Raw genomic sequence first — 22,241 nt, 5'->3', positions numbered from 1 at the left:
CGGCCGCATTAACATCGCGGCGAAGGGAATGCGATCAGTAGGCAGTATCCCGCGTGAGTGATTTCGCCCGCGGCACCGACTGAGAGGACGTCCATGTCGCAATATCCGCCGCCGGGCCAGTACCCACCGGGCCAGTACCCGCCGCCTCCGCCCGGCCAGTACCCGCCTCCGGGCGGCGGCCAGTACTGGCAGGAGTCGCCGAAGGGCAAGGGCATGGCGATCACCGCCCTGGTTCTCGGCATACTCGCCATCCTCGGCCTGCTCGTGGTGTTCGGCGGGTTCGTCTTCGGGCTCTTCGCGGTGATCTTCGGCATCATCGCCCTGGTCAAGTCCCGGCGCGGCACCGGAGCGGGCGCAGGCATGGCGGTCGCGGGCCTGATCCTCGGCATCATCGGGATCGTCGCCGCCTCCGTGATCGCCGTCCTCGGCTTCCGCTTCTTCGAGGAAATCGGCGGCACGGACTATGTCGACTGCCTCAGCAACGCGGGCGGCGATCAAGCGAAGATCGAGCAGTGCGAGCGGGATTTCCAGCAGAACATCGAGGACAAGTACAGCATCACGCTCACCCCGCGGCCGACCCCTTAGCCGCGGGCGTCGCGCAAGACCTGGTGGCGGCTATCACCTCGGCGAGGTCGGGGCGGTAGTCGCCCAGCGGCGGCGCGATCCAGTCGCGGTAGCCGGTGAGTTCGTCGGCGGGCGATGGCAACACGATCCGGCTGCCGGGCAGCGCGAGCGCGGCGCAGACCCGGAACAGGTCGGCGAACAGAGTCATATCCAGGTAGGAGTTGTCGGTCGGGCCGGTGAGGAAGGTCCATCGGTCCGAGCGCGGGTGGGTGATGATCGGTCCCGGTGACGGCCTGCCGTCGGCGCGCAGCGTCTCCCTGACCCGTGCGCCGAGCGCGGCGGGCACCACGACCGCGCCGACCGCGCCGATTTCGAGCATGATGCGCCCGAGCGCGGGTTCTACGACCGCGAAGAGTCCGTGGTCCTTGCGGTAGGCGCGACAACGGACGAAGGCGTCCTGGATCGCGGTGTATTCGCCCGCGGTGGGTGGTGCGGCGGAGGTCGGTCGGTCGGGTGTTGCGGTGCCGGATAGTCGTTCACTGCGTTCGATCATGACTGACCTCGTCTCGATTCGACGTGACGGGTGAATCTGCGGCTTCTCCGGAGCAGTGACCTTCAGCTACTCCGGAGCAGTGACTTCTCAGCTACTGCGGAGCGTAGCCCCGCGCAACTCGATTGACAATAGTCACACGCGGGTGAGTCGGCAGCGCGTAGCATCCTCCGCATGGCACCCGTCTCACCGACCGTCGCCCGTTGGGAACTGGTGCTCCGACTACGTGAGCTGCGTGAACAGTGCGGATTCGACTCCGCGACCTTCGCCAAACGGGTCGGGTTCACGCCCGCGAACTGGTCGCACGTGGAGAAGGGCCGTCGTGTTCTCACCGCGAACACCATCGGTCCCGTGCTCGAAATCCTCGAGGTCGACGCCGAGGATCGCGCCGAATTGCTGGCCCTGCTCAATTTCAGCAAACAGCGCGGCTGGTGGACGAAGTCCTCGGCGCTGATCGGTCCCGAACTCCAGCGGCTCTACGGCATGGAATACGGCGCGCAGAGCATCCGCAGCTACGACAGTCTCGTGGTGCCGGGTCTGTTGCAGACCGAACCCTACGCGCGGGCGCTGATCAGCGCCGATGTGATGATCCGGCCGGTGCAGGTGGAACAGCTGGTTTCGATCCGGCTGCGGCGGCAGGCGCGGCTGCGCGGCGCCCAGCGGGTCGAGCTGACCGCGGTGATCGGCGAGGGCACCCTGCTACAGCAGACCGGCGGCCCCGATATTCTGCGCGGACAACTCGAACATCTCGCCCGGCTGCTGGAAGAACTCGACAATATCGAGGTCAGGATCATTCCGTTCAGCGCGACCGCGGGTTCGATTCTGGGTGGTTCGAGTTTTCATCTCATCGATTTCTCCGGGGAGCGGTTGCCGACCTTCGGCTGGGTGGAGAGCGCGGTGTTCGGCGGCGCCGTCGATGATCCGGATCTGGTGCGTGACCTGGGCTTCGCTTATGTGCGCGCGCGTGATCAGTCGCTCAGTCGCGCCGATTCACTGGCCCTCATAAGAAATTATGCCGGGGTGTAAAATCCGGCCATGACCACCACCGCAACCCTCCGGTCGGTTTGTACCGGCTGGTTCACATCGACAAAGTCAAACAACGGCAATCAATGTGTCGAGGTTCGTTTCGTCGGTGACGCGGTGTTGATCCGTGACAGCAAATACCGCCGCGATCCGGCCAACCGCCCCGGCGACGAGCCGATCATCACCGTGACCGCGAACGAGTGGACCTTGTTCCTCGGCCTGCTCACGACCGGCCGACCGGCCGATCGCCTGATCGCCCGCACCGGCGCCGACGGTACGACCACCCTTCGTCACGGCCACACCACCCTCACCTACACCCCCGAAGAATGGGACGCCTTCGTCGCCGGCGTGCATGACGGCGAATTCGACCGGGCAACCCTGTCCGTCTGACCACCCTCCTTCCCCCGGCCGCGCTCGCGGCCGGGGCCAACCACCGACCCCGAATCCGCGGTTCTCGGCATACTGGAGATCGTGACTTCCGAGCTGATCAGTCCCTCCGGTATCGATCTGTCCCACCTCGACGACGCAATCCGGGTCCAGGACGACCTGTTCGCGCATGTCAACGGCAAATGGTTGACCGAACACGCGATCCCGGCCGACCGTGCCGTCGACGGCGCCTTCCGCATCCTGCACGACCAGGCCGAACTCGACGTGCAGCGGATCATCCTCGCCGCCGCCGATGCGCAGGCCGCACCGGGCAGTGACGCCCGCAAGATCGGTGACCTGTACGCCGCCTTCATGGACACCGACGCGATCGCCGCCGCCGGTCTCGGCCCGATCGCGGGAGAGCTGGCCGATATCGCCGCCGTCACCGATCGCGGCGCGTTCGCGGCACTGCTCGGACGGCTGCAGCGCACCGGCGTCGGCGGCGCGATCGCCTGCTACGTCGACACCGACGACAAGAACTCCAGCCGCTACCTGCTGCACGCCAGTCAGTCCGGCATCGGCCTGCCCGACGAGTCCTACTACCGCCAGGACGAGTTCGCCGAGATCCGCGCCAAGTACACCGCGCACATCGCTCGCGTCTTCGCCCTCGCCGCCGCCGACGCGCGGGTCGCCGACCTGTTGCCCGCCGATCCCGAGTCCGTCGCTGCCCGCGTGGTCGAACTCGAGCGCAAGCTCGCCGAAGGGCACTGGGATGTGGTGCGCCGCCGCGACGCCGAGCTGAGCTACAACCTCGTCACGTTCGAGTCGCTGGTCGCCGACCATCCCGAATTCGACTGGGTGGCCTGGTCGGACGCGCTGGCCGAGGGGATCGGCGCCTCGGGTCGTGAGATCCTGGCCGAACTCGTGGTCCGCCAGCCCGACTACCTGCGCGCGTTCGCGCGGATCTGGTCGGAGGCCTCGCTCGAGGACTGGCGGGCGTGGGCGGCGTGGCGGGTGCTGCGTGCGCGCGCCGCGCATCTCACCGACGCGATGGTCGAGGAGAGCTTCGACTTCTACGGTCGCACCCTCACCGGCGCGCAGGAGAACCGGGAGCGCTGGAAGCGCGGCGTCTCGCTGGTGCAGGAACTGCTCGGCGAAGCGGTCGGCAAACTCTATGTGGCCGAACACTTCCCGCCGCAGGCCAAGACGCGGATGATCGAGTTGGTCGCCAATCTCCAGGAGGCGTACCGGCGCAATATCGCCGACCTCGAATGGATGGGGCCCGAAACCCGCAAGGCGGCGCTGGCGAAGCTCGAGAAGTTCACGCCGAAGATCGGGTATCCGGACCGCTGGCGCGACTATTCCGCGGTCACCGTCGACCCGGCGGATCTGCTCGCCAGCTACCGCAGCGGGTACGCGGCCGAACACGATCGCGACCTGGCCAAGCTCGGCGGCCCGGTGGACCGCGACGAATGGTTCATGACCCCGCAGACTGTCAACGCCTACTACAACCCTGGCATGAACGAGATCGTCTTCCCCGCCGCGATCCTGCAGCCGCCGTTCTTCGACATGAACGCCGACGACGCCGCGAACTACGGCGGCATCGGCGCGGTCATCGGTCACGAGATCGGCCACGGATTCGACGATCAGGGCGCCAAGTACGACGGCGACGGCAATATGGTCGACTGGTGGACCGACGCGGACCGCACCGAATTCGGCAAGCGCACAAAGGCGCTCATCGCACAGTACGACGTGCTGTCCCCGCAGGACCTGCCCGACGAGCACACCGTCAACGGCGAGTTCACCATCGGGGAGAACATCGGTGACCTCGGCGGGCTCTCCATCGCCCTTGCCGCGTACCGGATTTCGCTCGGCGGCGCGGAGCCGCCGGTCATCGACGGGCTCACCGGTCTGCAGCGCGTGTTCTTCGGTTGGGCGCAGGTGTGGCGCACCAAGGCGCGCGCCGAGGAGGCCATTCGCAGGCTCACGGTCGATCCGCATTCCCCGCCGGAGTTCCGCTGCAACGCCGTGGTTCGCAATATCGACAGCTTCCACGAGGCGTTCGAGGTGCGACCGGGCGACGCGCTCTACCTGGAACCCGCTGAGCGCGTGAAGATCTGGTGATCCGGACGCGACGACGGCCGTAGCGCCGCTGAATAGCCGAAAAACCCGTAGGCCGTTCTGGCTTACGGGTTCTCGGTATCGACTATCGGTGTGGCGGAGTCGGTCTCAGTTCCAGTCGCCCTGGCCGTCGCCGGCGTTGAGCGTGCCGCCCGAGGTGTTCACCACGATGACCGGATCGCCCTTGCGGGTGTTCTCCATGAACCAGCGCGCGTTGTCGGTGCTCACGTTGAGGCAGCCGTGGCTGGCGTTCGACACGCCTTGCTGGGCCACCGACCACGGGGCGGCGTGCACGAAGATGCCGCTGTTGGACAGGCGGGTCGCGTACTCGACGTCGATCTTGTAGCCCTCGGGCGCGGTGACCGGCACGCCGTAGGTCGAGGAGTCCATCACCATCTTGCGCAGCTGTTCGCCCACGTAGTAGATGCCGTTGGGGGTCTCGTGCTTGGTCTTGCCCATCGAGGTGGGCATTTCCTTCACCACCTCGCCGTTGCGGGTGATGGTGATGGTGTGGGTGCTGTCGTCGGCGGTGGCGACCAGCGCGTCACCGATGTGGAAGGCGCTGGTCGTGCCGCCCGCCTCGACCTTCACGTCGGTGTTGTCCGGCCAGAAGTCGTTGGGCCGCCAGCGCACCTGCTTGTCGCCGCGCCAGGTGAAGTGTCCCGGGACCGACTTGGATGAGGTGATCTTGATGGCGCGCTCGGCGGCGGCCTGATCGGCGATCGGCTCCTTGAAGTTGATGATGATCGGCTGCGCGACGCCGACCGTCTCGCCGTCGGCGATATTGATGTTCGGCGGGGCGAAGTTGGCCTGCGGCGTCGGTTCGGTGGCCGCGCCCGCACCCGCGCCGGAGGCGGAGCCCGTGCCGAAGCCGGGCAGGATCGGTTCGGCATGGGCGGGAGCGACGATCATGGCGCCTGCCGCCGCGATCGCCGCCGACAATAGAACGGTCCGGCTGACCCGGCGACCGCGCCGCTTGGCGCGCGCGGGATTCGACGGCGTTCTGTTGGGGAAAGCGACATGCATAGGTTTCTCGTCCATTTCCTACCCCCGCGCACGCTCGTGACGCGCTCGGGATATCTCATTGGCGTGGAGCCTGCGAAAGCGCTCGTGGGTGCAGCGCGAGGTCCGCGCGCGGCGGCCTCGCGGGTTTATCGCCCCGACCCTCGTCTTTCCTACCGTCCGTCATGGCGGGAAGCCAGTGCCCCGCGAGATTGATGCGGTGTGACTATCGAGTGTGCTCTGTCACACATATCTCGTTGGAAGGGTGCGACTTTGGCGAAAAGCGCCGGTAGCGCAGGTGCGTCAGTGTCCGCCGAGCAACCTACGGTCCGTCCGGTTTCCGCCGCTCACAAACACTTTCGTGACTGAAATCACGCGACCACATCGAAGGGGATCGCGCGCAGCGGTCCCGTCGCGATGTTGTGCGGCACCGACAGCGGCATCGGCCCGCGCGCGTATCGCGGTGTCAACACGAGTCGGACCCGGTTCAGGATGGTGCCGAGCACGATCCGCAACTCGTAGTCGGCCAGCGTCGCGCCGACGCAGCGCCGGTGCCCGCCGCCGTACGGCGCGAACTCGAACGGGCCGTAGCGGCGCTCGAGGAACCGCTCGGGACGGAACAGGTGCGGGTCGGTCCATACCTCGGGATCGGAATGCAGCAACGGTACGGCGATCCCCACCGTGTCACCCGCGTCGAGTTCGACGCCACGCACCTCCAGCGGGCCGGTGAGCCCGCGCAGCACGATCGGCACCGGCGGATGCAGGCGCAAGGTCTCCTGACAGACCGCCTCCAGGTATGGCAGCGCCGCGAGGGTTGCCGGATCGTCGTCGCCCGCCGCGCGCACCTCGGCGCGCACCCGGTCCAGCACGGCGGGTTCGCGATGCAGGTGTAACAGCGCCCACACCAGACTCGTCGCCGTGGTCTCGTGACCCGCGACCACGAGCGTGCGGACCTGCTCGCACACCTCGTCATCCGATAGCGCACCGCCGTCCTCGTAGCGCGTCGCGAGCAGGGTGGCGAGGATGCCGTCCGCACCCGCAGCACCCGCCCTGTGGCGAGCGATATCAGCGCGGATGAGGTCGTCGAGGCGCTCCCGCGCGATACGGAACCGGTCCCACGGCGCGTGCCCGAAGGCTCCGACGCGCAGCGCGGGCACCAGCATCAGCGGGCCGGAGAAGGCGTCGAGGAATTCGGCGACAGCGGTCGCGTACCGGTCGCGGCGCACCGGATCGTCGTCGCCGAACAGCGCACCGAGAATGACGCGCAATGTGATGGCGCGCGCCGCCGTCCGCGAGTTCACCCTGGCGCCCGGGCGCCACGCCTGCTCGCGGCCGTCGAGCTCGGCCACCGCCGAATCCCGGATGATCCGCCCGTACCCGCGGATCCGCGTGCGATGGAACGCCGGGGCGAGCAGGGCGCGGTCGCGCCGATGCCGCGCACCCGAGGACAGGATCAGCGACGCGGTCCCGACCATCGGCTCGATCGGATTGGGTCGCGGCGGCTCCAACAGTTCGGTTGGCGCGCGGAAGACCTGCGCGACCCCTTCCGGAGTCCCGGTGAACAGCGCCGATCCGAGTCCGGGGAACCGGACGAAGAACGGATCGCCCTCCCGCGCGCGCCGCCACCGGAAGTACCGGGCGTAGTCGACGCCTGCCGCGAGTGCGTGCAGACCTGCCAGCCGCGGGGTCCGCGGCGCGGTGCGTAGAGCGCTGTCCATACCCATACCTACGGTCGAGCGGACGCCACGGTTCGAGTGTCCGACCGCGCACGTCCGACTCGGCGGTCGCTGTGGACTCGAACCGGGGGCAGGTGTCGGCGGTGCCCACGTCGAGACTCGGGCGGTGTCCGTTCAAAGGTCGCCACCATCGGTCCGGTGATCACGCGAGGTCAACCCGGCGTGGCGTCGGTGCACACCACGGTCACCGCGCGTTCGGCAGATCACCCCATGGCGAGTTCGACAGACCACCCCATCGCGAGTTCGACAGACCACCCCATCGCGAGTTCGACTCGACGCCCGCGTTAACGATGGTGTATGCATTGCTGGATATTGGAAGCAACAGTAGATCAACTTCGGATTCTTACGGGGGTGTATGAGTTCGGAGCGTTACAGCTCGGGAGGACTGTTTCGTGTCTCGTCACATGCTCATAGGTCGTATCACCCTCGGCGTCGGCGCCGTGGCGGCGGCGCTCGCCCTCGTGGTCGGATGTAGCTCCACCATCGATGGCACCGCGCAACCCGCCATCGACAACGGCACCATCGACGCGGTCAACACGAGCACTCCGAAGACCTCGTCGCCGCGCTCGTCGAGCAGGCCGACCTCGTCGAGCAGGCCGACCACCAGTTCGCGCGGCGGCAATACCGATTTCCAGGCGGGCGTCGGCGACTGCGTGACCCTCGGCGGCACCATGAGCAACGCCACCATTACCAAGGCGTCCTGCGGCAGCCGCGCTTCGAACTACAAGATCATCGGCAAGGCCACGACGAGTTCCGGCTGCGTCGGCGACCGCGACAACTACTACGCCGAAACCCTCAACGGCGTCGAACAGGGCGCGTACTGCCTCGACATCGACTGGGTGGTCGGCGGCTGCATGGATGTCGGCGGCGACGACCCCAAGCGCATCGACTGCTCCGAGCGCGGCTCCCAGCCGATCCGGGTGGTGAACATCCAGCAGGGCTCCTCCGATCCGGGCTCGTGCGGCAGCGGCACCGGATTCACCTACAAGGAACGCAAGTTCGTCGTCTGCGTCGAGGAACTCTGACCGCTTCCCGCGCCGGGGACTAGTTTGGAGCGGTGAGCAGCACCGCGCAGCTCCCCCGGCTCGGGTCCGCCTCGGGTCGCTGGATCCTGCTCGCCACGATCCTCGGATCCTCGGTCGCCGCGCTGGACGCGACCGTGGTCAATATCGCGCTGCCGCGGATCGGTGAATCCCTCGACACCGACGTGGCAGGTCTGCAATGGACCCTCAACGGCTACACCCTCACGCTGGCCTCGTTCATCCTGCTCGGCGGATCGCTCGGCGACCGGCTCGGCAGGCGCAAGGTCTTCGTGTACGGGGCGATCGGTTTCGCGCTGACCTCGGTGCTGTGCGGTGCGGCCGTGAACATCGAGATGCTCGTGGCGGCCCGCCTCCTGCAGGGTGTGGCGGGCGCCATGCTCACGCCGGGCAGTCTCGCGCTGATCTCCGCCTCGATCGATGATCGCGACCGCGGCGCGGCGATCGGGTTGTGGTCCGGCTTCGGCGGTGTCGCGGGCGCGCTCGGCCCGTTCGTCGGCGGCTGGTTGATCGGCGTCGCGGGCTGGCAGGCCGTGTTCTTCATCAATGTGCCGTTGGTCATGGTTGTGGTCGCGGTGGCGCTGCGGCACGTGCCGGAGAGCCGCGATCCCGACGCCGCGCCGCGCTCCGACATTCCCGGCGCGGTCGTGGTCGCGCTCGCGCTCGGCGCGCTCACCTTCGGGCTGATCGACGGGAATCCCGCGCTGGTCGCGCTCGGCGTGCTGCTGCTCGCGGCCTTCGTGGTGGTCGAGGTGCGCAGCGACCATCCCCTGGTGCCGCCCGCGCTGTTCGCGGGCCCGGGCGGTCGGGTGTTCACGGCCGCCAACCTGGTCACCCTCGCGGTGTACGCGGCGCTCGGCGGCGTGTTCTTCTTGCTGGTCCTGGAATTGCAGCTGGTCGCGGGCTATTCGCCATTGCTGTCCGGGGTGGCGACGCTGCCGATCACGTTCATCATGTTGGCCTTGTCGGCGCCCGCGGGTCGCTGGGCGCAGGCGCACGGCCCGCGACTGCCGATGACGGTCGGTCCGCTGGTGGCCGCGGCCGGACTGGTGCTGCTCACCCGCATCGGCGCCGACACCTCGTACTGGCGCGACGTGCTGCCCGGCGTGCTCGTCTTCGGCCTCGGACTGTCGGTGTTGGTCGCGCCGTTGACCGGTGCGGTGCTCGGCGCCGTGCCCGCGAGCGAGGCCGGTATCGCCTCGGGCGTCAACAACGCGGTGGCCAGGACGGCGCAACTGCTCGCGGTCGCCGCGCTTCCGGGCCTGGCCGGTTTGTCGGGCGCTTTGTCCGACCCGTCCGAGTTCGACGCCGGATTCGAGGTCGCTATGTGGATCTGCGTCGGCCTGCTCGCGGCGGGTGCCGCGCTGGCTGCGGGACTGCTGCGGCCGCCCCGGCGCGCACCGGAACCTGATCGCGTCGACTGCCTGCCGCAGTGCGCGGTCGTCGGCCCCGCGCTCGCACCCGCTCGCTCGCTCGGTTCCGATTCGTCGACATGAGACATGCGGTTCAGCGTGTGGCTCGAGCTGAGAATGTGATGTCGTTCATGCGGACATCCGGCCCTGTGCCCAGTACGGGCGTGGTCCTCGGTCCAGGCCCGATCGGCGGCTCTCGTGCCATGAACGCGAATGAGCGGGCGCGTTCGGCGCCCGCTCATTTCGGAGTGCTGTCGAGTGACTCGACGGATATCGCGTCTAGATGGGCCGGAACCCGGCGCCGACACCGCCGCGCGCGTTGATGTCACCGATGATCGTGCTCATGTTCGTGCCGACCTCGGGCCCGAAGCAGGCCACCGCCAGGTAGGCGTTCACCATGCCGACCAGCGTCGACCCGACGACAACCGGCGCGCCGGAGTCGCCCTCGACCACGCACATCTGGCTCCAGGTCTCGATATTGGTGCCGAAGACGTCGCCCCAGGCGATGCCGCAGGTGTTGCCCGTGGTGCGGCCTTCCTTGCAGACGATCATGGGGAACTGGGCGGGCCCGCCGAGGCCGGTGATGGTGACGTTGCCGACCCGGTTGACCGGCGCGATGGCGGCCGGGTCGAACTGGATGACCGCGTAGTCGAGATCGTGGTTGGAGTAGACGAATCGCCCGATCTGTCCGGCGTTGCGATCGGATTCCGCGTACACCTGGGATCCGGGGTCGCCGCAGTGTCCGGCGGTGAGTCCGACCAGCCTGCCCGCTCCGTCGTATCCGACCGTGGTAACCGTGCATTCGTAGAGGTTGTCGATGATGATGCCGGAACCACCGCCGATCACCGGCGGACCCGCGGCGTCCGCGGTGCCGGCACCGAGCAGTGCCGCGCCGAGGGCTACGGCGAAGACGGCGTTCGCCGCCTTGGCGAGTTTGCTGAACATGTCCCTCCAGGTGTTGGAAGTCCGCACGATATCAATCTGTCGCATACATCGTGTCAGTATTCGGTCTCGGGCGCGTCTCGGTCCGGTACGTTCGAACCTGTCAGCTGGTCATAGCGAGGCACTATCGACATGACATCGAGCGCGCCGCGCTTTGTGTTTCGGAACCAAGTTCGTATCCCGTAATTGTGGCCGGAAAACAGACGTTATTTTGGATGAATAAAGTCCGTGCAATTGTATTGGAAATGGCCGGTAAGGCATACTTCGCCCCCGGTCGGCTGTAACCCGCACTAGGATTCGACCCCCCGGATTTGGGGTTCGCCCCAAGGTCAGCGCACTATACGAGGGTGATTGCGACGGCGTGACAACTATCTATGACGGCAATCACACAGGGATGCTGTGTTCTGGCTTACTACGTAGTAAGGTGCCTCAAGCAAACAAGTCGTCGGGGCGGCCAACCGGCGTCGAGAGGGGTTAGCGAGTGCAATCGACCAAGAGTCCACCCGCGGGATCACGGTTAGGTGAAGCGGTCGATTGGACGCGGGCGTATTGGGCCGATCACCCCAAACGTTCGCTGGAGACCTTCGGCAGGCAGATCACCATGGGATTCGCTGCCGTCGCCGAGTTGTTCGTGGCCATCTTCCGCAGGCGTTTCCCATTCGACGAGTTCGTCCGGCAATGCGCGTTCATGGCCAGTGTCGCCGCCGCCCCGACGTTGCTGGTCGCCATTCCGATCGGCGTGATCGTCTCGATTCAGGTGGGCGCGGTCGCCGGTCAGGTCGGCGCGACCTCGTTCATCGGCGCGGCCAACGGACTCGGCATCATCCAGCAGGGGGCGCCGCTGGTCACCTCGCTCATGATCGCGGGCGCGGTCGGCTCCGCCATCTGCGCCGACCTCGGCTCGCGCACCATCCGCGAGGAGATCGACGCCATGAAGGTGATGGGCGTCGACCCCATGCGCAGGCTGGTCGCCCCGCGCCTGGGCGCGGCGATGCTGGTCAGCGTCCTGCTCTGCGGTTTCGTGGTCTTCGTCGGCTTCCTCACCGGCTACATCTTCAACATCTTCGCCCAGGGCGGCACGCCCGGTTCCTACGTCGGCACCTTCTCCTCGTTCGCCGTCACCCGCGACCTGCTCGTCGCACTCGTGAAGTCCCTGATCTTCGGTCTGCTCGCCGCCATCATCGCCTGCGACACCGGACTCAACACGCGCGGCGGACCGGGCGGCGTCGCCAACTCGGTGAACTCCGCGGTGGTCAGCTCGGCCATCATGTTGTTCGGCGTGAACCTGATCATCACCCAGATCTACAGCGCGATGTTCCCCCCGCAGGTGGTGTGAGCCGTGTCGTCGACTTACGTTCCGCCGCTGCTGCGGCCGATCAACATGCTCAAGCGCACCGTGAACGCGCCGGTGGACATGCTCACCAGGCTCGGCCACCAGGTCTTCTTCTTCCTGCGCTCGCTCGGCTCGATCCCGCTGGCGCTGCGGCAGTACCCGAAGGAAGTGTGGCGGCTGCTCTCCGACGTCACGTGGGGAAACGGCAACCTCATCGTCGGCGGTGGCACCATCGGCGTCGTCGTCATCCTGAGCGCGTTCGGCGGCATGACCGTCGGCATCCAGGGCCACACCTCGCTGAACCTGCTCGGCCTGAGTCCGATCACCGGCGCCATCTCCGCCTTCGCCACCACCCGCGAACTCGGCCCGCTGCTCGCGGCGCTGGCCTTCGCCGCGCAGGCGGGCTGTCGCTTCACCGCGCAACTGGGCGCCATGCGCATCTCCGAGGAGATCGACGCGCTCGAATCCATCGCCATCCGGCCGCTGCCGTACCTGGTCAGCACCAGGATCTTCGCGGCGGTCGTCGCCATCGTGCCGCTGTACTGCCTCGGCCTCGCGATGGCCTACATCTCCTGCTCGGTGACCGTGCAGTTGATCGGCGGCACCGCGTCGGGCACCTACCAGCACTACTTCTACCAATTCCTGGTGCCGACCGACGTGCTGTATTCGCTGCTCAAGGCGATCGTGTTCGTCGCGATCACCACGTTCATCCAGTGCTACTACGGCTTCTTCGCCTCGGGTGGCCCGGAGGGCGTCGGCGTCGCGGCCGGGCGGGCGATCAAGATGTGCATCATCCTGGTCGTTTTCGCCGATCTGTTCATGACGTTGGCGATCTGGGGCGTGAACCCCGGCATCAGGATCTCGGGGTGATGCGGCGATGACGGGGACGGCGACGAGGGGTGATGCGGCGATGACGGACCCGACGACGGAAACGCGGCGATGATTCTGGATCCGAGTGGGCGCGGACCCACCCAGCGGCAGTTGATGATCGCCGGTGTGAGCGGGCTCGTGGTGCTCGCGATCGTCTTCGGCTTCCTGTACGCGCGCTATCAGGGCTATTTCGTGCCGAAGGTCAGGGTGACCGCCAACCTCACCACCACCGGTGACGGACTGCCCTCCGATGCCGACGTCAAATTCCGCGGCGTGCTGGTCGGCACCGTCGACCAGGTCGAGGTCGCCGCGAAGGGTGAGCTCCAGAAGGTCGGCATCGAGCTGAAACCCGAGTTCGCGGGCGATATCCCGGCCAATGTCACCGCCCGGGTGGTGCCGAGCAACCTGTTCGCGGTCACCTCGGTGGAGTTGGTCTTCAACGGCGCCGCCGACCAGTATCTGCACGAGGGTTCGGTGATCGAGGAGGATCGCAGCCAGGGCACCATCGCGCTACAGGACACCTTGACCGCCGTGCAGAAGGTGTTCGACAAGATCGATCCGGTCCAGTTCGGCCGGGTGCTCGGCACCCTGTCGCAGGCGTTGGACGGCAGCGGCCGGATGCCGGGTTCGACCATCGAACGCCTGGACCGCTGGCTGCTCGCCGTCGACCAGTCCATTCCCGACCTCGGCGTACTGCTCGGCGATTTCTCGACCTCGCTGTACGCGCTCAACCGGTCGGCTCCCGAACTGATCGACGTGGTCGGCAGTTCGGTTGAGACCGCGAACACGATCGTCGACAAGCGCGCCCAGTTCGTGCAACTGCTGACCGGCGCGAGCAGCACGGTCGACACCGTCAACGACCTGTTCGCGCGCAATCCCGACGCGGGCAAGGAAGTCACCGCGGGGACGAACGCCACCATCGGCGCGATGGCCTCGGACCCGGCGTCGATCACGCAGTCGATCTTCAATCTCGGGGAGACCGCCGCCAAGCTGAACACAGTGTTCACCTGGGGTCCGAAAAGGCAGATGGTGTGGAACCTCGGCCTGACCCTCACCCCGTACAAGCCGAACACCGTCGCCGACTGCCCGCGCTACGGCGACCTGGCCGGTCCGAGTTGCTTCACCGCGCCCGCCGTCGCGGAGATCCCGCCGCTGCCGGAGAAGTTGCGCCCGCGCAAGCTCGATTCCGCGCAGGGGTTGCCGCCACTGGTTCCGATGGCGGGCCTGCCGATGCTGCCCGGTCTGACCACCACCGCGATCCCGGTGCCCGCCGAGTCCGACGCGCCGAAGCCGTTCGCGGGCACGCCGCTGGAAGGCATGTTCCCGCAGCTGCCGCCGCTCCTCGGCGGACCACAGCCCGCGGGCGGAACCCAACAACCCGCCGACGGAACCCAACCTGCGGGCGGACAGCAACCGGCGGGCGGACCGCAGCCCGCCGCGGGCGCGCAGACCAAACCCGCCGCCGCACCGATCTCCTACGCAGGTAAGGACGCGATGGCGCAACTGCTCGGCCGCAAACCGACCACCGCCGAATATCTGCTGCTGAGTTCGGTGCTGGCGAACGGCACCCTGCAAGTGACCGAAACCGGAGGCGGCCGATGAGCATTCGCAAACCGCTGATCGGTTTCAGCATCTTCGCGCTGGTCTCGGTCCTGGTCACCGTGCTGGTCTGGAATACATTGGCGCGCATCGTCGCCGGGGAGACCAAGACCTATTCGGCGACCTTCAGCGATGTGCTCGGCCTGCGTGAAGGCGACGACGTGCGCATGGCGGGCGTTCGCGTCGGCAAGGTCGAGAAGATCGAACTCGACACCCGCAACGACGCCAAGGTCACCTTCATCGTGCAGAGCGACCAGACCCTGTACGACGACACCAAGGCCCTGGTCCGCTATCAGAACCTGATCGGCCAGCGCTATGTCGCGTTGGCGCCGGGCAAGGCGGCCAGTTCCGCGCCGCTGAAGAACAACGCGTCGATCCCGCTCGAGCGCACCGAGCCGTCCTTCGACATCTCGGCACTGCTCAACGGATTCCAGCCGTTGTTCCAGGTGCTCCAGCCCGACCAGGTGAACCGCCTGTCGGAGACCTTCATCCAGGCATTGCAGGGTGACGGGGTCTCGTTGAGCGCGTTCATCACCCAGGCCGCGACGCTGGCGACGGACTTCCAGCGCCGCGACGCGATCCTGACCGATGTGATCACCAATCTGTCCGGCGTGATGGCCGGATTGGCGAAGCGAGGTGACGAGTTGGAGACGCTGATCACCCAGACCAGAGCGTTGATCGGCGGACTGTACGAGCAGGGCCAGTCCCTGCAGCAGTCGACCGAGCAGATCGCGACCGCGACCACGTCGCTGGTCGACATGGTCGGCAAGATCCAGCCCAAACTCAAGACCACCCAGGATTCGACGGCGGCGGCGCTCAGCCTGCTCATCGCCACCGGCCCGCAGCTCGATCAGGCCGCGGTCGACCTGCCCGCGATCCTGGCCGCGGCGGGCGAGTTCACCTCGCAGGGCAGTTGGGCCAACGCCTACGCGTGCAGCCTCGACATCTCGCTCTACGGCGTGCTCTTCCCGCGCGGCATCCTCACCCAGATCGGCGGCAACTCGCATTCGGCGGTGTGCCGCTGATGACGACACTCAAGCAGCGCTTCGAGAACAACAAGTACTTCTGGCTCGGCGTCGTCGGCGCGATCTTCATCGTGATCATGCTGGTGATCTCCAGCGTGTTCCGGATGCTCGGCATCGGCGACCAGACCGTGAAAGCGGAGTTCGTGCAGGCCGCGGGCATCAAGGTCGGCGACAAGGTCGATGTGTCTGGCGTGCCGGTCGGCACGGTGTCGGGCGCGAAGATCGAGGGCACGCACGTGCTGTTGACCCTCAATGTCGATCGGAACGTGAAGCTCGGCTCCGATGCCCGCGCGTCGATCAAGATGGCCACCCTGCTCGGCGCCCGCTACGTCGATCTGGAGCCGGGCGACGGGTCGGGGTTGAAGGACAACCGGATTCCGTTGGCCAACACCGCCGTTCCATACAACCTGGCCGACGTGGTGCAGATCGGCACCCCGAAGTTCGAGCAACTCGACACCGGCAAGCTGGCCGAATCGCTCAACCTGGTCAACCAGCAGCTCGGCGATTCCCCGCAGCTGGTCGCCCAGGCCCTCGACAGTGTCGGCGCGCTGGCCAAGGTCATCGACGCGCGCAAGGCCGACGTGGACTCGCTGCTCAAGGACATGAACAAGGTCACCCAGTTGCTCGCCGACAATCGCAACAGCGTGCTGCTGGTGATCACCCAGGGTGAAGCGATCGCCAACCGGGTGATGCAGCGGCAGGAGTTGCTGCGGCAACTGCTCGACGGCGTCGCCACCTTGACCAGGCAGTTGCAGGAGATCGGCGCCCAGAACGACGGCCAACTCGGCCCGACGCTCACCCAGCTCAACACGATCGGCGAGGGACTCCAGAAGAACAAGGAGAACCTCGACCGGCTGTACTCGATCCTGCCGCCGTCGGTCCGTTACCTGGCCAACACCTGGGGCAACGGCAACTACGCCGAGGCGGGTCTGCCGTGGCTTTTCCCGGACAACTGGTTGTGCTTCGCCGACGTCGCGCAGGGGTGCCAGAAATGAGCAGGAACATGAAGGCGTCATCGCTGCGCACACTGAGCACACTGCGCGTGCCGCGCACACTGCGCCGGGCGGTCATGGTCGGCGCGACCGCGCTCGCGGTGGCGAGCTGTTCGCTGCTGCCCGGTTCGGTGAACGACGCGCTGGGCAACACCACGCGCATCACCGCCGACTTCGAGAACATCGCGGGCATGTACGAGGGCAACCCGATCACCGTCCTCGGGCTCGAGGTCGGCAAGGTCGACAAGATCGTGCCCAAAGGCACCTTCATCGAGGTGCACATGTCGATCGACGGCGATGTGAAGATCCCCGCCGACGCCGTCGCCGCGATCGTCTCCCCCTCCATCGTGACCGACCGCCATATCGAGCTCACCCCCGTCTACAGCGAGGGCCCGACCCTCGCGGACGGCGAACACCTGCCGCTGCGGCGCACCAGGACCCCGGTCGAGCTCGACACCATGATCAAGACCATCGACCAGTTCGCGGCCGCCCTCAAACCCGAACCGGGACAGGAAGGTCTCGGGCCGCTGTCGGGCCGGGTGCTGTATCCGATGCTCGACGGCCAGGGCGCGAAGATGCGCGACACCCTCAACGCGCTCTCGGGTGCGTTGAAGGTCGGCATCGACAACAAGGACGCCATCTCCAACATCATCATCAAACTGAACGAGCTCACCACGATGCTGGCCGAGAACGACCAGTCCGTGCGCGATTTCAGCAACCGGGTGACCCAGATGACCGGTCTGCTCGCCGAGCAGGCGCCCGGTTTGCAGGCCACGCTGCAGCAGCTCAACGACTTCCTGAACAACACCAGTTCGGCGTTCGTCGAATACCAGGACCAACTGTCTGGCACCCTCACCGGCTTGACGAATGTGACGAACCAGTTGCGCGCCAATGCCTTCGGCCTCACCGAGGTCGTCGACGTCGCGCCGATGCTGTTGCAGAACATCGACCGCTCGATGAACTACGAGGGCGGGTTCCTGCGTCTGCACGCGGTCATCGGCACCGTGCTCAGCGGCGAACTGATCAGCCTGTTCTGCGAACGCATCCAGATGCGGTCCGACGGCTGCCGCACCGGCAACATGCAGGACTTCGGTCCCGACTACGGTCTGACCGCCGCACTGCTCGGACTGACGAAATGAGCCAACGGATGACGAAGGCGCGCAGGGCGTTACTCGCGGCGACCGCAGTCGCGACGGTCGCCGTCACTTCCGGATGCGGGTTGACCGTCGAATCGCTGCCGCTGCCCGCGCCGGGGCAGTCCGGCGAAACCTATACGCTGCACGCGGTTTTCGAGAACGCGCTGAACCTGCCCGACCAGGCCAAGGTCAAGATCGGCGGTTCCGATGTCGGCGTCGTCACCGGCATCACCACCAAGAACTTCCAGGCCGTCGTCGACATGTCCATCAGCCGCGACATCGAATTGCCCAAGGGCAGCACGGCGGAACTGCGGCAGGCGACCCCGCTCGGCGACGTCTTCGTGGCCATCTCCAAACCGAAGGCCGAATCCGGCACGGCCATGCTGACCGACGGCGACACCCTCACCCTCGACCAGACCTCGGCGGGCGCCACCGTCGAGGAACTGCTGGTCTCGGTGTCCATGCTGTTCAACGGCGGCGGTATCGCCAGCCTCAGCAGACTCGCCGCGGAACTGGATTCGATCGTCGGCGGCCGCGGCCCGCAACTCGCGCACCTCATCACCGAGATGACCGGCGTGGTCGGCAGCCTCAACGAGAACTCCGCCCGCATCGACAGCGTGCTCGGCAATTTCAGCACGCTGGCCAACACCATCGAAGCCAGGCGCGACGAACTCGGCCAGGTCGCCGACACGCTGCCGCAGATGATCGGCGTCATCGCGGAGAACAATCGCGCCATCGGCGACCTGCTGGCCAAGGTGTCGGTCACCAGCGCGGCGCTCGGCGACTACGCGAACACGTCCTCGGATCAGCTCGCGAGCCTGATGGACAACCTGCGCAAGCTCATGGACGCGCTGGCCGCGACCGGGGACGGATTCGCGCGGGCACTGGAGAACGTGCACCAGGTCAAACCGAGGGTGGACGAGACCTTCAAAGGCGGCAACCTCGCGATCGCGGTGATCCTGACCAATCTGGATGTGGGGCTGGTCACCGATCCGGCGAACAGCAAGTTCTTCGACACCAACGACCTGAACGACTTCGTCGGCAGCTTCCTCCAGGTGCTTCAGGTCATCCAGGGTCGCGTGCAGGGAGGCCACCGATGAGCCGGGCCGGGAAGTTGTTGCGCAGCAAGATCTTCTGGTCCAACGCGGGCCTGGTGCTGGTCCTCGTGGTCGGCGCGAGCTACCTGCTGGTCAATGTGATGCGGGTGAATCCGCTGCAGGACAACTACACGGTCACCGTGAACTTGGACCGCTCCGGCGGCCTGCAACCCGGCAACGACGTCACCTTGCGCGGCTTCCGGGTCGGCAAGGTCACCTCGATCACGCTCACCAACCGCGGCCAGTCCATCTCGGTCGCCGCGCGGATCGACTCCAAGTATTCGATTCCGGTCGACACCGCGATCTCGGTGCAGGCACTGTCCGGCGCGGGCGAGCAGTACATCGATTTCCGGCCCGCGAGCCAGGACGGCCCGTTCCTGAAGGACGGGGCGGTGATCGATTTCGACCCGGCCAAGATCAAGACCCCGACCCCGATCTGGTCGGTGCTCGACAACTCCAGCGCGCTGATCGCCCAGATCGATCCGGACAAGTTCCAGGTCATCCTGTCCGAACTCGATATCGCGCTGAGCGCGGGACCGGATCAGCTGCGCGGCCTCGTCAACGGCATCAGCCTGGCCGCGGCCGGACTCGACTCGCTGCTGCCGCAGACCACCAACCTGATCTCCAACCTGCGGGTCATCGCCGAGACCACCTCGCACGCGCAACCCGACCTTGCCACCCTCACCCGCAACTCGGGCGTGCTGTTCGACCAGTTCAACCAGGCCAACGCCGAATTGCAGGCGGTACTCGACAAAGCGCCCGGCCAGCTCGCCGACCTCGGCGCCGTGGTCGACCGCACCGCCGACCCGATCACCAGCCTGGTCACCAACTTCGTCGCCATCACCAAGGCCGCGCAACTGCGCACGCCCGCGCTGAGCGCGCTGTTCCCGTCGCTGGCGATCGGGTTGAAGGCGGTCGGCGTGCCCGCGCACGACAACGAGTTCCACACGATCGCCGATATCTGGCCGCGTCCGGTCTGCATCTACCAGACGCCGCCCGACCGCCCGGAGACCGTCAAGGACGGCAGCATGCCGAGGTGGAACTACTGCGTGAATCCGCCGCCCGGTCAGCAGATCCGCGGCGCCGCCAACGCGCCGCGCCCGGATGTGCCGAACAACGGCGCGCAGATGCCGCCGGGGGTGGATCCGAAGGAACGGACCCTGCCCCCGGTGCGGTGAGCATCACCCCGGTTCGACGGAGCTCCCGTCGGCCGGGGCATACTCGCTGGTAGTCCGCAGACGATCGGCCCGTGCAGGTCGGTCGGCCGAATATCGGCGCGTCCGCGCGCCGGGAAAGCGCAGGATTGTATAGATGTCCACCGACGACGCCGGTACCGCCAAGGACGCCGAGAACACCGAGGCCGGAGACGTTGCCGCGAACACGGGGGAATCGATAGCCGACGAGCAGGCCGCGCCGAGCCTGGAGAAGAAGGAAGGTTCGGGGGAATCCGCGCAGAAGGACGAAGCGGAGGCGACGGCGGTCGGGGCGGGGAAGCCCGATGCCGTGAAGTCCGAGAGCACGAAGTCCGAGGACGGAAAGTCCGAGCCTGCGAAGTCCGAGGCCGGAAAGGCCGAGGCGGAGCGGGCGGACGGTTCACGGCGGGCGGGGCTCACTCCGATTGTGGCCGCGTTCGTGGCGGGCGTCCTGTTGGTCGCCGCCGTCACGGCCGTCGTCGTCTTCTACCTCCAAGCCGACAAGCGCGGTGACGAACTCGCCGCGATCGAGGACTCCACCCACGCGGCATGCACGTTCAGCCGCAACGTCTCCTCCTACGACTACTCCCAGAACCTCGACGAATTCTTCACGACCGTGAAGGCGGGCTCGACCGGCGAATTCCTGAAGCAGTTCGCCGACGCCGCCGACACCTTGAAGGAAGTCATGGTGAAGTCGCAGGTCAAGTCGAGGGCCGAGGACGCGCAGTGCGGATACCAGTCCGGTGACACCGAGAGCGCCAAGGTGCTGGTGTCGCTCACGCTGGTACGCGGCAACTTCACCCAGGCGGCTCCGCAGCCGGAGTACGTCTCGTTGATCGCCGATATGAAGAACGAGGGCGGCACCTGGAAGGTGAGCAAACTGGACTCGCCGATCCTGGCCGGGAACGGCGGCGGACTGCCCGGCGGCGCCTCGGTGCCGAGCGGCCAAGCGCCCGCACCCGGCAACTGATTCCCGAAGCGCCTCCGGCGGTGGCGGAGTCGTCCGCCACCGCCGGAGGTCTCCGGGCGGTTCATGCCTCGCGATCGCGCGGACTTCTCAGAACAGCGTCATCGCCTGAGGAGCCTGGGGCGCGGCCGCCTTCCCCGAGGCCCGCGGCCCGGTGGTCTTCTCCTGTGCGCGTGGCACCTCTTGCAATGTGACAGCTTGCGGTGTGACAGCTTGCGGTGTGACAGCGGCCATCTCGACCGTGTCCACCTCGCCGAGCGCCGCCGCCGCGGCCGCCTCGCGCGCGGCCTGCCCGGCCAGCGCGTCGGCCTTCTCGTTGAAGTAGTTGCCGACATGTCCGCGGACCCAGCGGAATCGGACCGGACCCGGCCGCCCCGCGATGGCTCGATCGATCTGCTTGATGATCTCGACGTTCTTGACCGGCGCGCCGGTGGAGGTGCGCCAGCCGTTCATGCGCCAGCCGAAGATCCACTCGGACGCGCATTTGATCGCGTAGAGCGAATCGCTCTCGATCAGCAAGGGATCGGGGCCGGGGTGGGCGAGGATCGCCTCGAGGACGGCGCGTAGTTCGGCGATCTGGTTCGTGCCGGACGCGGCGCCGCCGCACGCCGATGAGCCGTTGTGGCCGACCCACGCCCAGCCGATGGCGCCACCGGGGTTGCGCAGGCAGGATCCGTCGGTGCTCACGATGATCATGCTTGGCACCCTACGCAATCCGTCCGACAAGGTCGGTCCCGTGGAATTCCTCGATCTCCCTGCGCAAGCGCGACTCCGTTCGCCGTAGTGCCCGTCGGACCGCCGAATCGAGCAGACCGGCGCACAGTTTGCCGAGGATTCCGCTCGGCGCGGTGTAGTCGGCCTCCGAGGTCAGTACCGAACGCCCGTAGCCGAGTGGGTCGAAGCGCAGGGTGAGCGTGCCCGAGAGCCGCCCGCGCAGCGTATATCCGATGACGACGTTGCGGCGGTACTCGGTGATCTCGCAGGTGATTCTCGGGTGCCAGAGCGCGAGGCGGACCGCGGTGCCGTACACCGCGCCCAGGCCGTGCTCGAGTTCGCCCTCGGGTTCGAAAGTCGCGACGCCGTAGGCCCAGTCGGGGACGAACAGGTGGTTGTCGGTGTAGTTGAAGGCCACTTCGACCGGTGCTCCGACGTCACTCGCGTATTTGATGTGGCCCATCGGCCCTCCCTGCTGCTTCGGGCCCGTCGCTGGGTTCCACGGCTGGGATTAAAAGTACTACAGCCATCCTCTTTATTCGAGGTCTCGGTGAGAATT

General features: G+C 67.0%; 21 protein-coding genes. 15 read left to right on the top strand and 6 right to left on the bottom strand.

Features of this window, described 5'->3' with window-relative positions; genetic code table 11:
* The first annotated feature begins 93 nt into the window (after positions 1-93).
* Positions 94-585: a DUF4190 domain-containing protein gene (locus IT779_RS33625; protein WP_196153517.1), complete on the top strand. Its 492-nt coding sequence runs from the start codon at positions 94-96 to the stop codon at positions 583-585.
* Here the strand turns inward: IT779_RS33625 and IT779_RS33620 are convergent.
* Positions 563-1,117 carry a hypothetical protein gene (locus IT779_RS33620; protein ID WP_232542351.1) on the bottom strand — a complete coding sequence of 185 codons (555 nt, stop codon included), beginning with the start codon at positions 1,115-1,117 and terminating at the stop codon, positions 563-565. The genes IT779_RS33625 and IT779_RS33620 overlap by 23 nt on opposite strands.
* Positions 1,118-1,288: 171 nt before the next feature.
* Between IT779_RS33620 and IT779_RS33615 the strand changes: the two genes are divergently transcribed.
* From IT779_RS33615 to IT779_RS33605, 3 genes are all read left to right on the top strand, one after another.
* A complete protein-coding gene (locus tag IT779_RS33615) occupies positions 1,289-2,140 on the top strand; it encodes a Scr1 family TA system antitoxin-like transcriptional regulator (protein ID WP_196153516.1) in 852 nt (283 codons plus the stop codon).
* 9 nt (positions 2,141-2,149) lie between these two features.
* A complete protein-coding gene (locus IT779_RS33610) occupies positions 2,150-2,527 on the top strand; it encodes a DUF397 domain-containing protein (RefSeq protein ID WP_196153515.1) in 378 nt (125 codons plus the stop codon).
* 72 nt (positions 2,528-2,599) lie between these two features.
* On the top strand, positions 2,600-4,627 hold the full coding sequence (locus tag IT779_RS33605) for a M13 family metallopeptidase (protein ID WP_232542357.1): 2,028 nt from the start codon (positions 2,600-2,602) through the stop codon (positions 4,625-4,627).
* Positions 4,628-4,732: 105 nt separating this feature from the next.
* Here the strand turns inward: IT779_RS33605 and IT779_RS33600 are convergent, their stop codons facing one another.
* Together IT779_RS33600 and IT779_RS33595 are read right to left on the bottom strand one after the other, a co-directional pair.
* On the bottom strand, positions 4,733-5,665 hold the full coding sequence (locus tag IT779_RS33600) for a L,D-transpeptidase (RefSeq protein ID WP_196153513.1): 933 nt from the start codon (positions 5,663-5,665) through the stop codon (positions 4,733-4,735).
* Positions 5,666-5,997: 332 nt separating this feature from the next.
* Entirely contained in the window at positions 5,998-7,344 is a 1,347-nt protein-coding gene (locus IT779_RS33595) for a cytochrome P450 (RefSeq protein WP_232542350.1), read from the bottom strand.
* A 422-nt stretch (positions 7,345-7,766) separates the two neighbouring features.
* Here IT779_RS33595 and lppU point away from each other — a divergent pair, with 422 nt between their 5' ends.
* Both lppU and IT779_RS33585 read left to right on the top strand, forming a co-directional pair.
* Positions 7,767-8,387 carry an LppU family putative lipoprotein gene (gene lppU, locus IT779_RS33590; RefSeq protein ID WP_198429229.1) on the top strand — a complete coding sequence of 207 codons (621 nt, stop codon included), beginning with the start codon at positions 7,767-7,769 and terminating at the stop codon, positions 8,385-8,387.
* A gap of 32 nt (positions 8,388-8,419) precedes the next feature.
* Positions 8,420-9,898, top strand: a complete 1,479-nt coding sequence (locus tag IT779_RS33585; protein WP_196153510.1) for an MFS transporter — start codon at positions 8,420-8,422, stop codon at positions 9,896-9,898.
* A 195-nt stretch (positions 9,899-10,093) separates the two neighbouring features.
* Here the strand turns inward: IT779_RS33585 and IT779_RS33580 are convergent, their stop codons facing one another.
* Complete coding sequence (locus IT779_RS33580; protein ID WP_196153555.1) at positions 10,094-10,759, bottom strand: chymotrypsin family serine protease; 666 nt, start codon at positions 10,757-10,759, stop codon at positions 10,094-10,096.
* A 478-nt stretch (positions 10,760-11,237) separates the two neighbouring features.
* Between IT779_RS33580 and IT779_RS33575 the strand changes: the two genes are divergently transcribed.
* The 9 genes from IT779_RS33575 (at position 11,238) to IT779_RS33535 (ending at position 20,971) form a co-directional block, all read left to right on the top strand.
* Positions 11,238-12,092 carry an MlaE family ABC transporter permease gene (locus tag IT779_RS33575; RefSeq protein WP_196153509.1) on the top strand — a complete coding sequence of 285 codons (855 nt, stop codon included), beginning with the start codon at positions 11,238-11,240 and terminating at the stop codon, positions 12,090-12,092.
* A gap of 3 nt (positions 12,093-12,095) precedes the next feature.
* Positions 12,096-12,959: an ABC transporter permease gene (locus IT779_RS33570; RefSeq protein ID WP_408637816.1), complete on the top strand. Its 864-nt coding sequence runs from the start codon at positions 12,096-12,098 to the stop codon at positions 12,957-12,959.
* A gap of 69 nt (positions 12,960-13,028) precedes the next feature.
* On the top strand, positions 13,029-14,561 hold the full coding sequence (locus IT779_RS33565) for an MlaD family protein (protein WP_196153508.1): 1,533 nt from the start codon (positions 13,029-13,031) through the stop codon (positions 14,559-14,561).
* Positions 14,558-15,583 carry an MCE family protein gene (locus IT779_RS33560; RefSeq protein ID WP_196153507.1) on the top strand — a complete coding sequence of 342 codons (1,026 nt, stop codon included), beginning with the start codon at positions 14,558-14,560 and terminating at the stop codon, positions 15,581-15,583. The genes IT779_RS33565 and IT779_RS33560 overlap by 4 nt, the downstream gene beginning before the upstream one ends.
* Positions 15,583-16,578 carry an MCE family protein gene (locus IT779_RS33555; RefSeq protein WP_196153506.1) on the top strand — a complete coding sequence of 332 codons (996 nt, stop codon included), beginning with the start codon at positions 15,583-15,585 and terminating at the stop codon, positions 16,576-16,578. The genes IT779_RS33560 and IT779_RS33555 overlap by 1 nt, the downstream gene beginning before the upstream one ends.
* Positions 16,579-16,652: 74 nt before the next feature.
* Entirely contained in the window at positions 16,653-17,714 is a 1,062-nt protein-coding gene (locus IT779_RS33550; RefSeq protein ID WP_408637819.1) for an MCE family protein, read from the top strand.
* A gap of 8 nt (positions 17,715-17,722) precedes the next feature.
* On the top strand, positions 17,723-18,811 hold the full coding sequence (locus IT779_RS33545; protein WP_196153505.1) for an MCE family protein: 1,089 nt from the start codon (positions 17,723-17,725) through the stop codon (positions 18,809-18,811).
* The gene (locus IT779_RS33540; protein ID WP_196153504.1) at positions 18,808-19,986 is read left to right on the top strand and encodes an MlaD family protein; all 1,179 of its coding nucleotides are present in this window, start codon (positions 18,808-18,810) and stop codon (positions 19,984-19,986) included. Before IT779_RS33545 ends, IT779_RS33540 begins: the two co-directional genes overlap by 4 nt.
* Before the next feature lie 133 nt (positions 19,987-20,119).
* Positions 20,120-20,971 (top strand): prolipoprotein diacylglyceryl transferase, encoded by an 852-nt coding sequence (locus IT779_RS33535; protein WP_196153503.1) that lies wholly within the window; start codon positions 20,120-20,122, stop codon positions 20,969-20,971.
* Positions 20,972-21,058: 87 nt separating this feature from the next.
* Here IT779_RS33535 and IT779_RS33530 read toward each other — a convergent pair whose 3' ends face one another.
* Both IT779_RS33530 and IT779_RS33525 read right to left on the bottom strand, forming a co-directional pair.
* Complete coding sequence (locus IT779_RS33530; RefSeq protein ID WP_196153502.1) at positions 21,059-21,664, bottom strand: ribonuclease H family protein; 606 nt, start codon at positions 21,662-21,664, stop codon at positions 21,059-21,061.
* Positions 21,665-21,674: 10 nt separating this feature from the next.
* A complete protein-coding gene (locus tag IT779_RS33525) occupies positions 21,675-22,145 on the bottom strand; it encodes an SRPBCC family protein (RefSeq protein ID WP_196153501.1) in 471 nt (156 codons plus the stop codon).
* Between the last annotated feature and the right edge of the window lie 96 nt (positions 22,146-22,241).

The organism is Nocardia bovistercoris (assembly GCF_015674855.1).
GTDB classification, from domain to species: Bacteria; Actinomycetota; Actinomycetes; order Mycobacteriales; family Mycobacteriaceae; genus Nocardia; species Nocardia bovistercoris.
The sequence above is the reverse complement of the archived record's forward strand: the minus strand, read 5'-3'. Positions and strand labels throughout refer to the sequence as shown.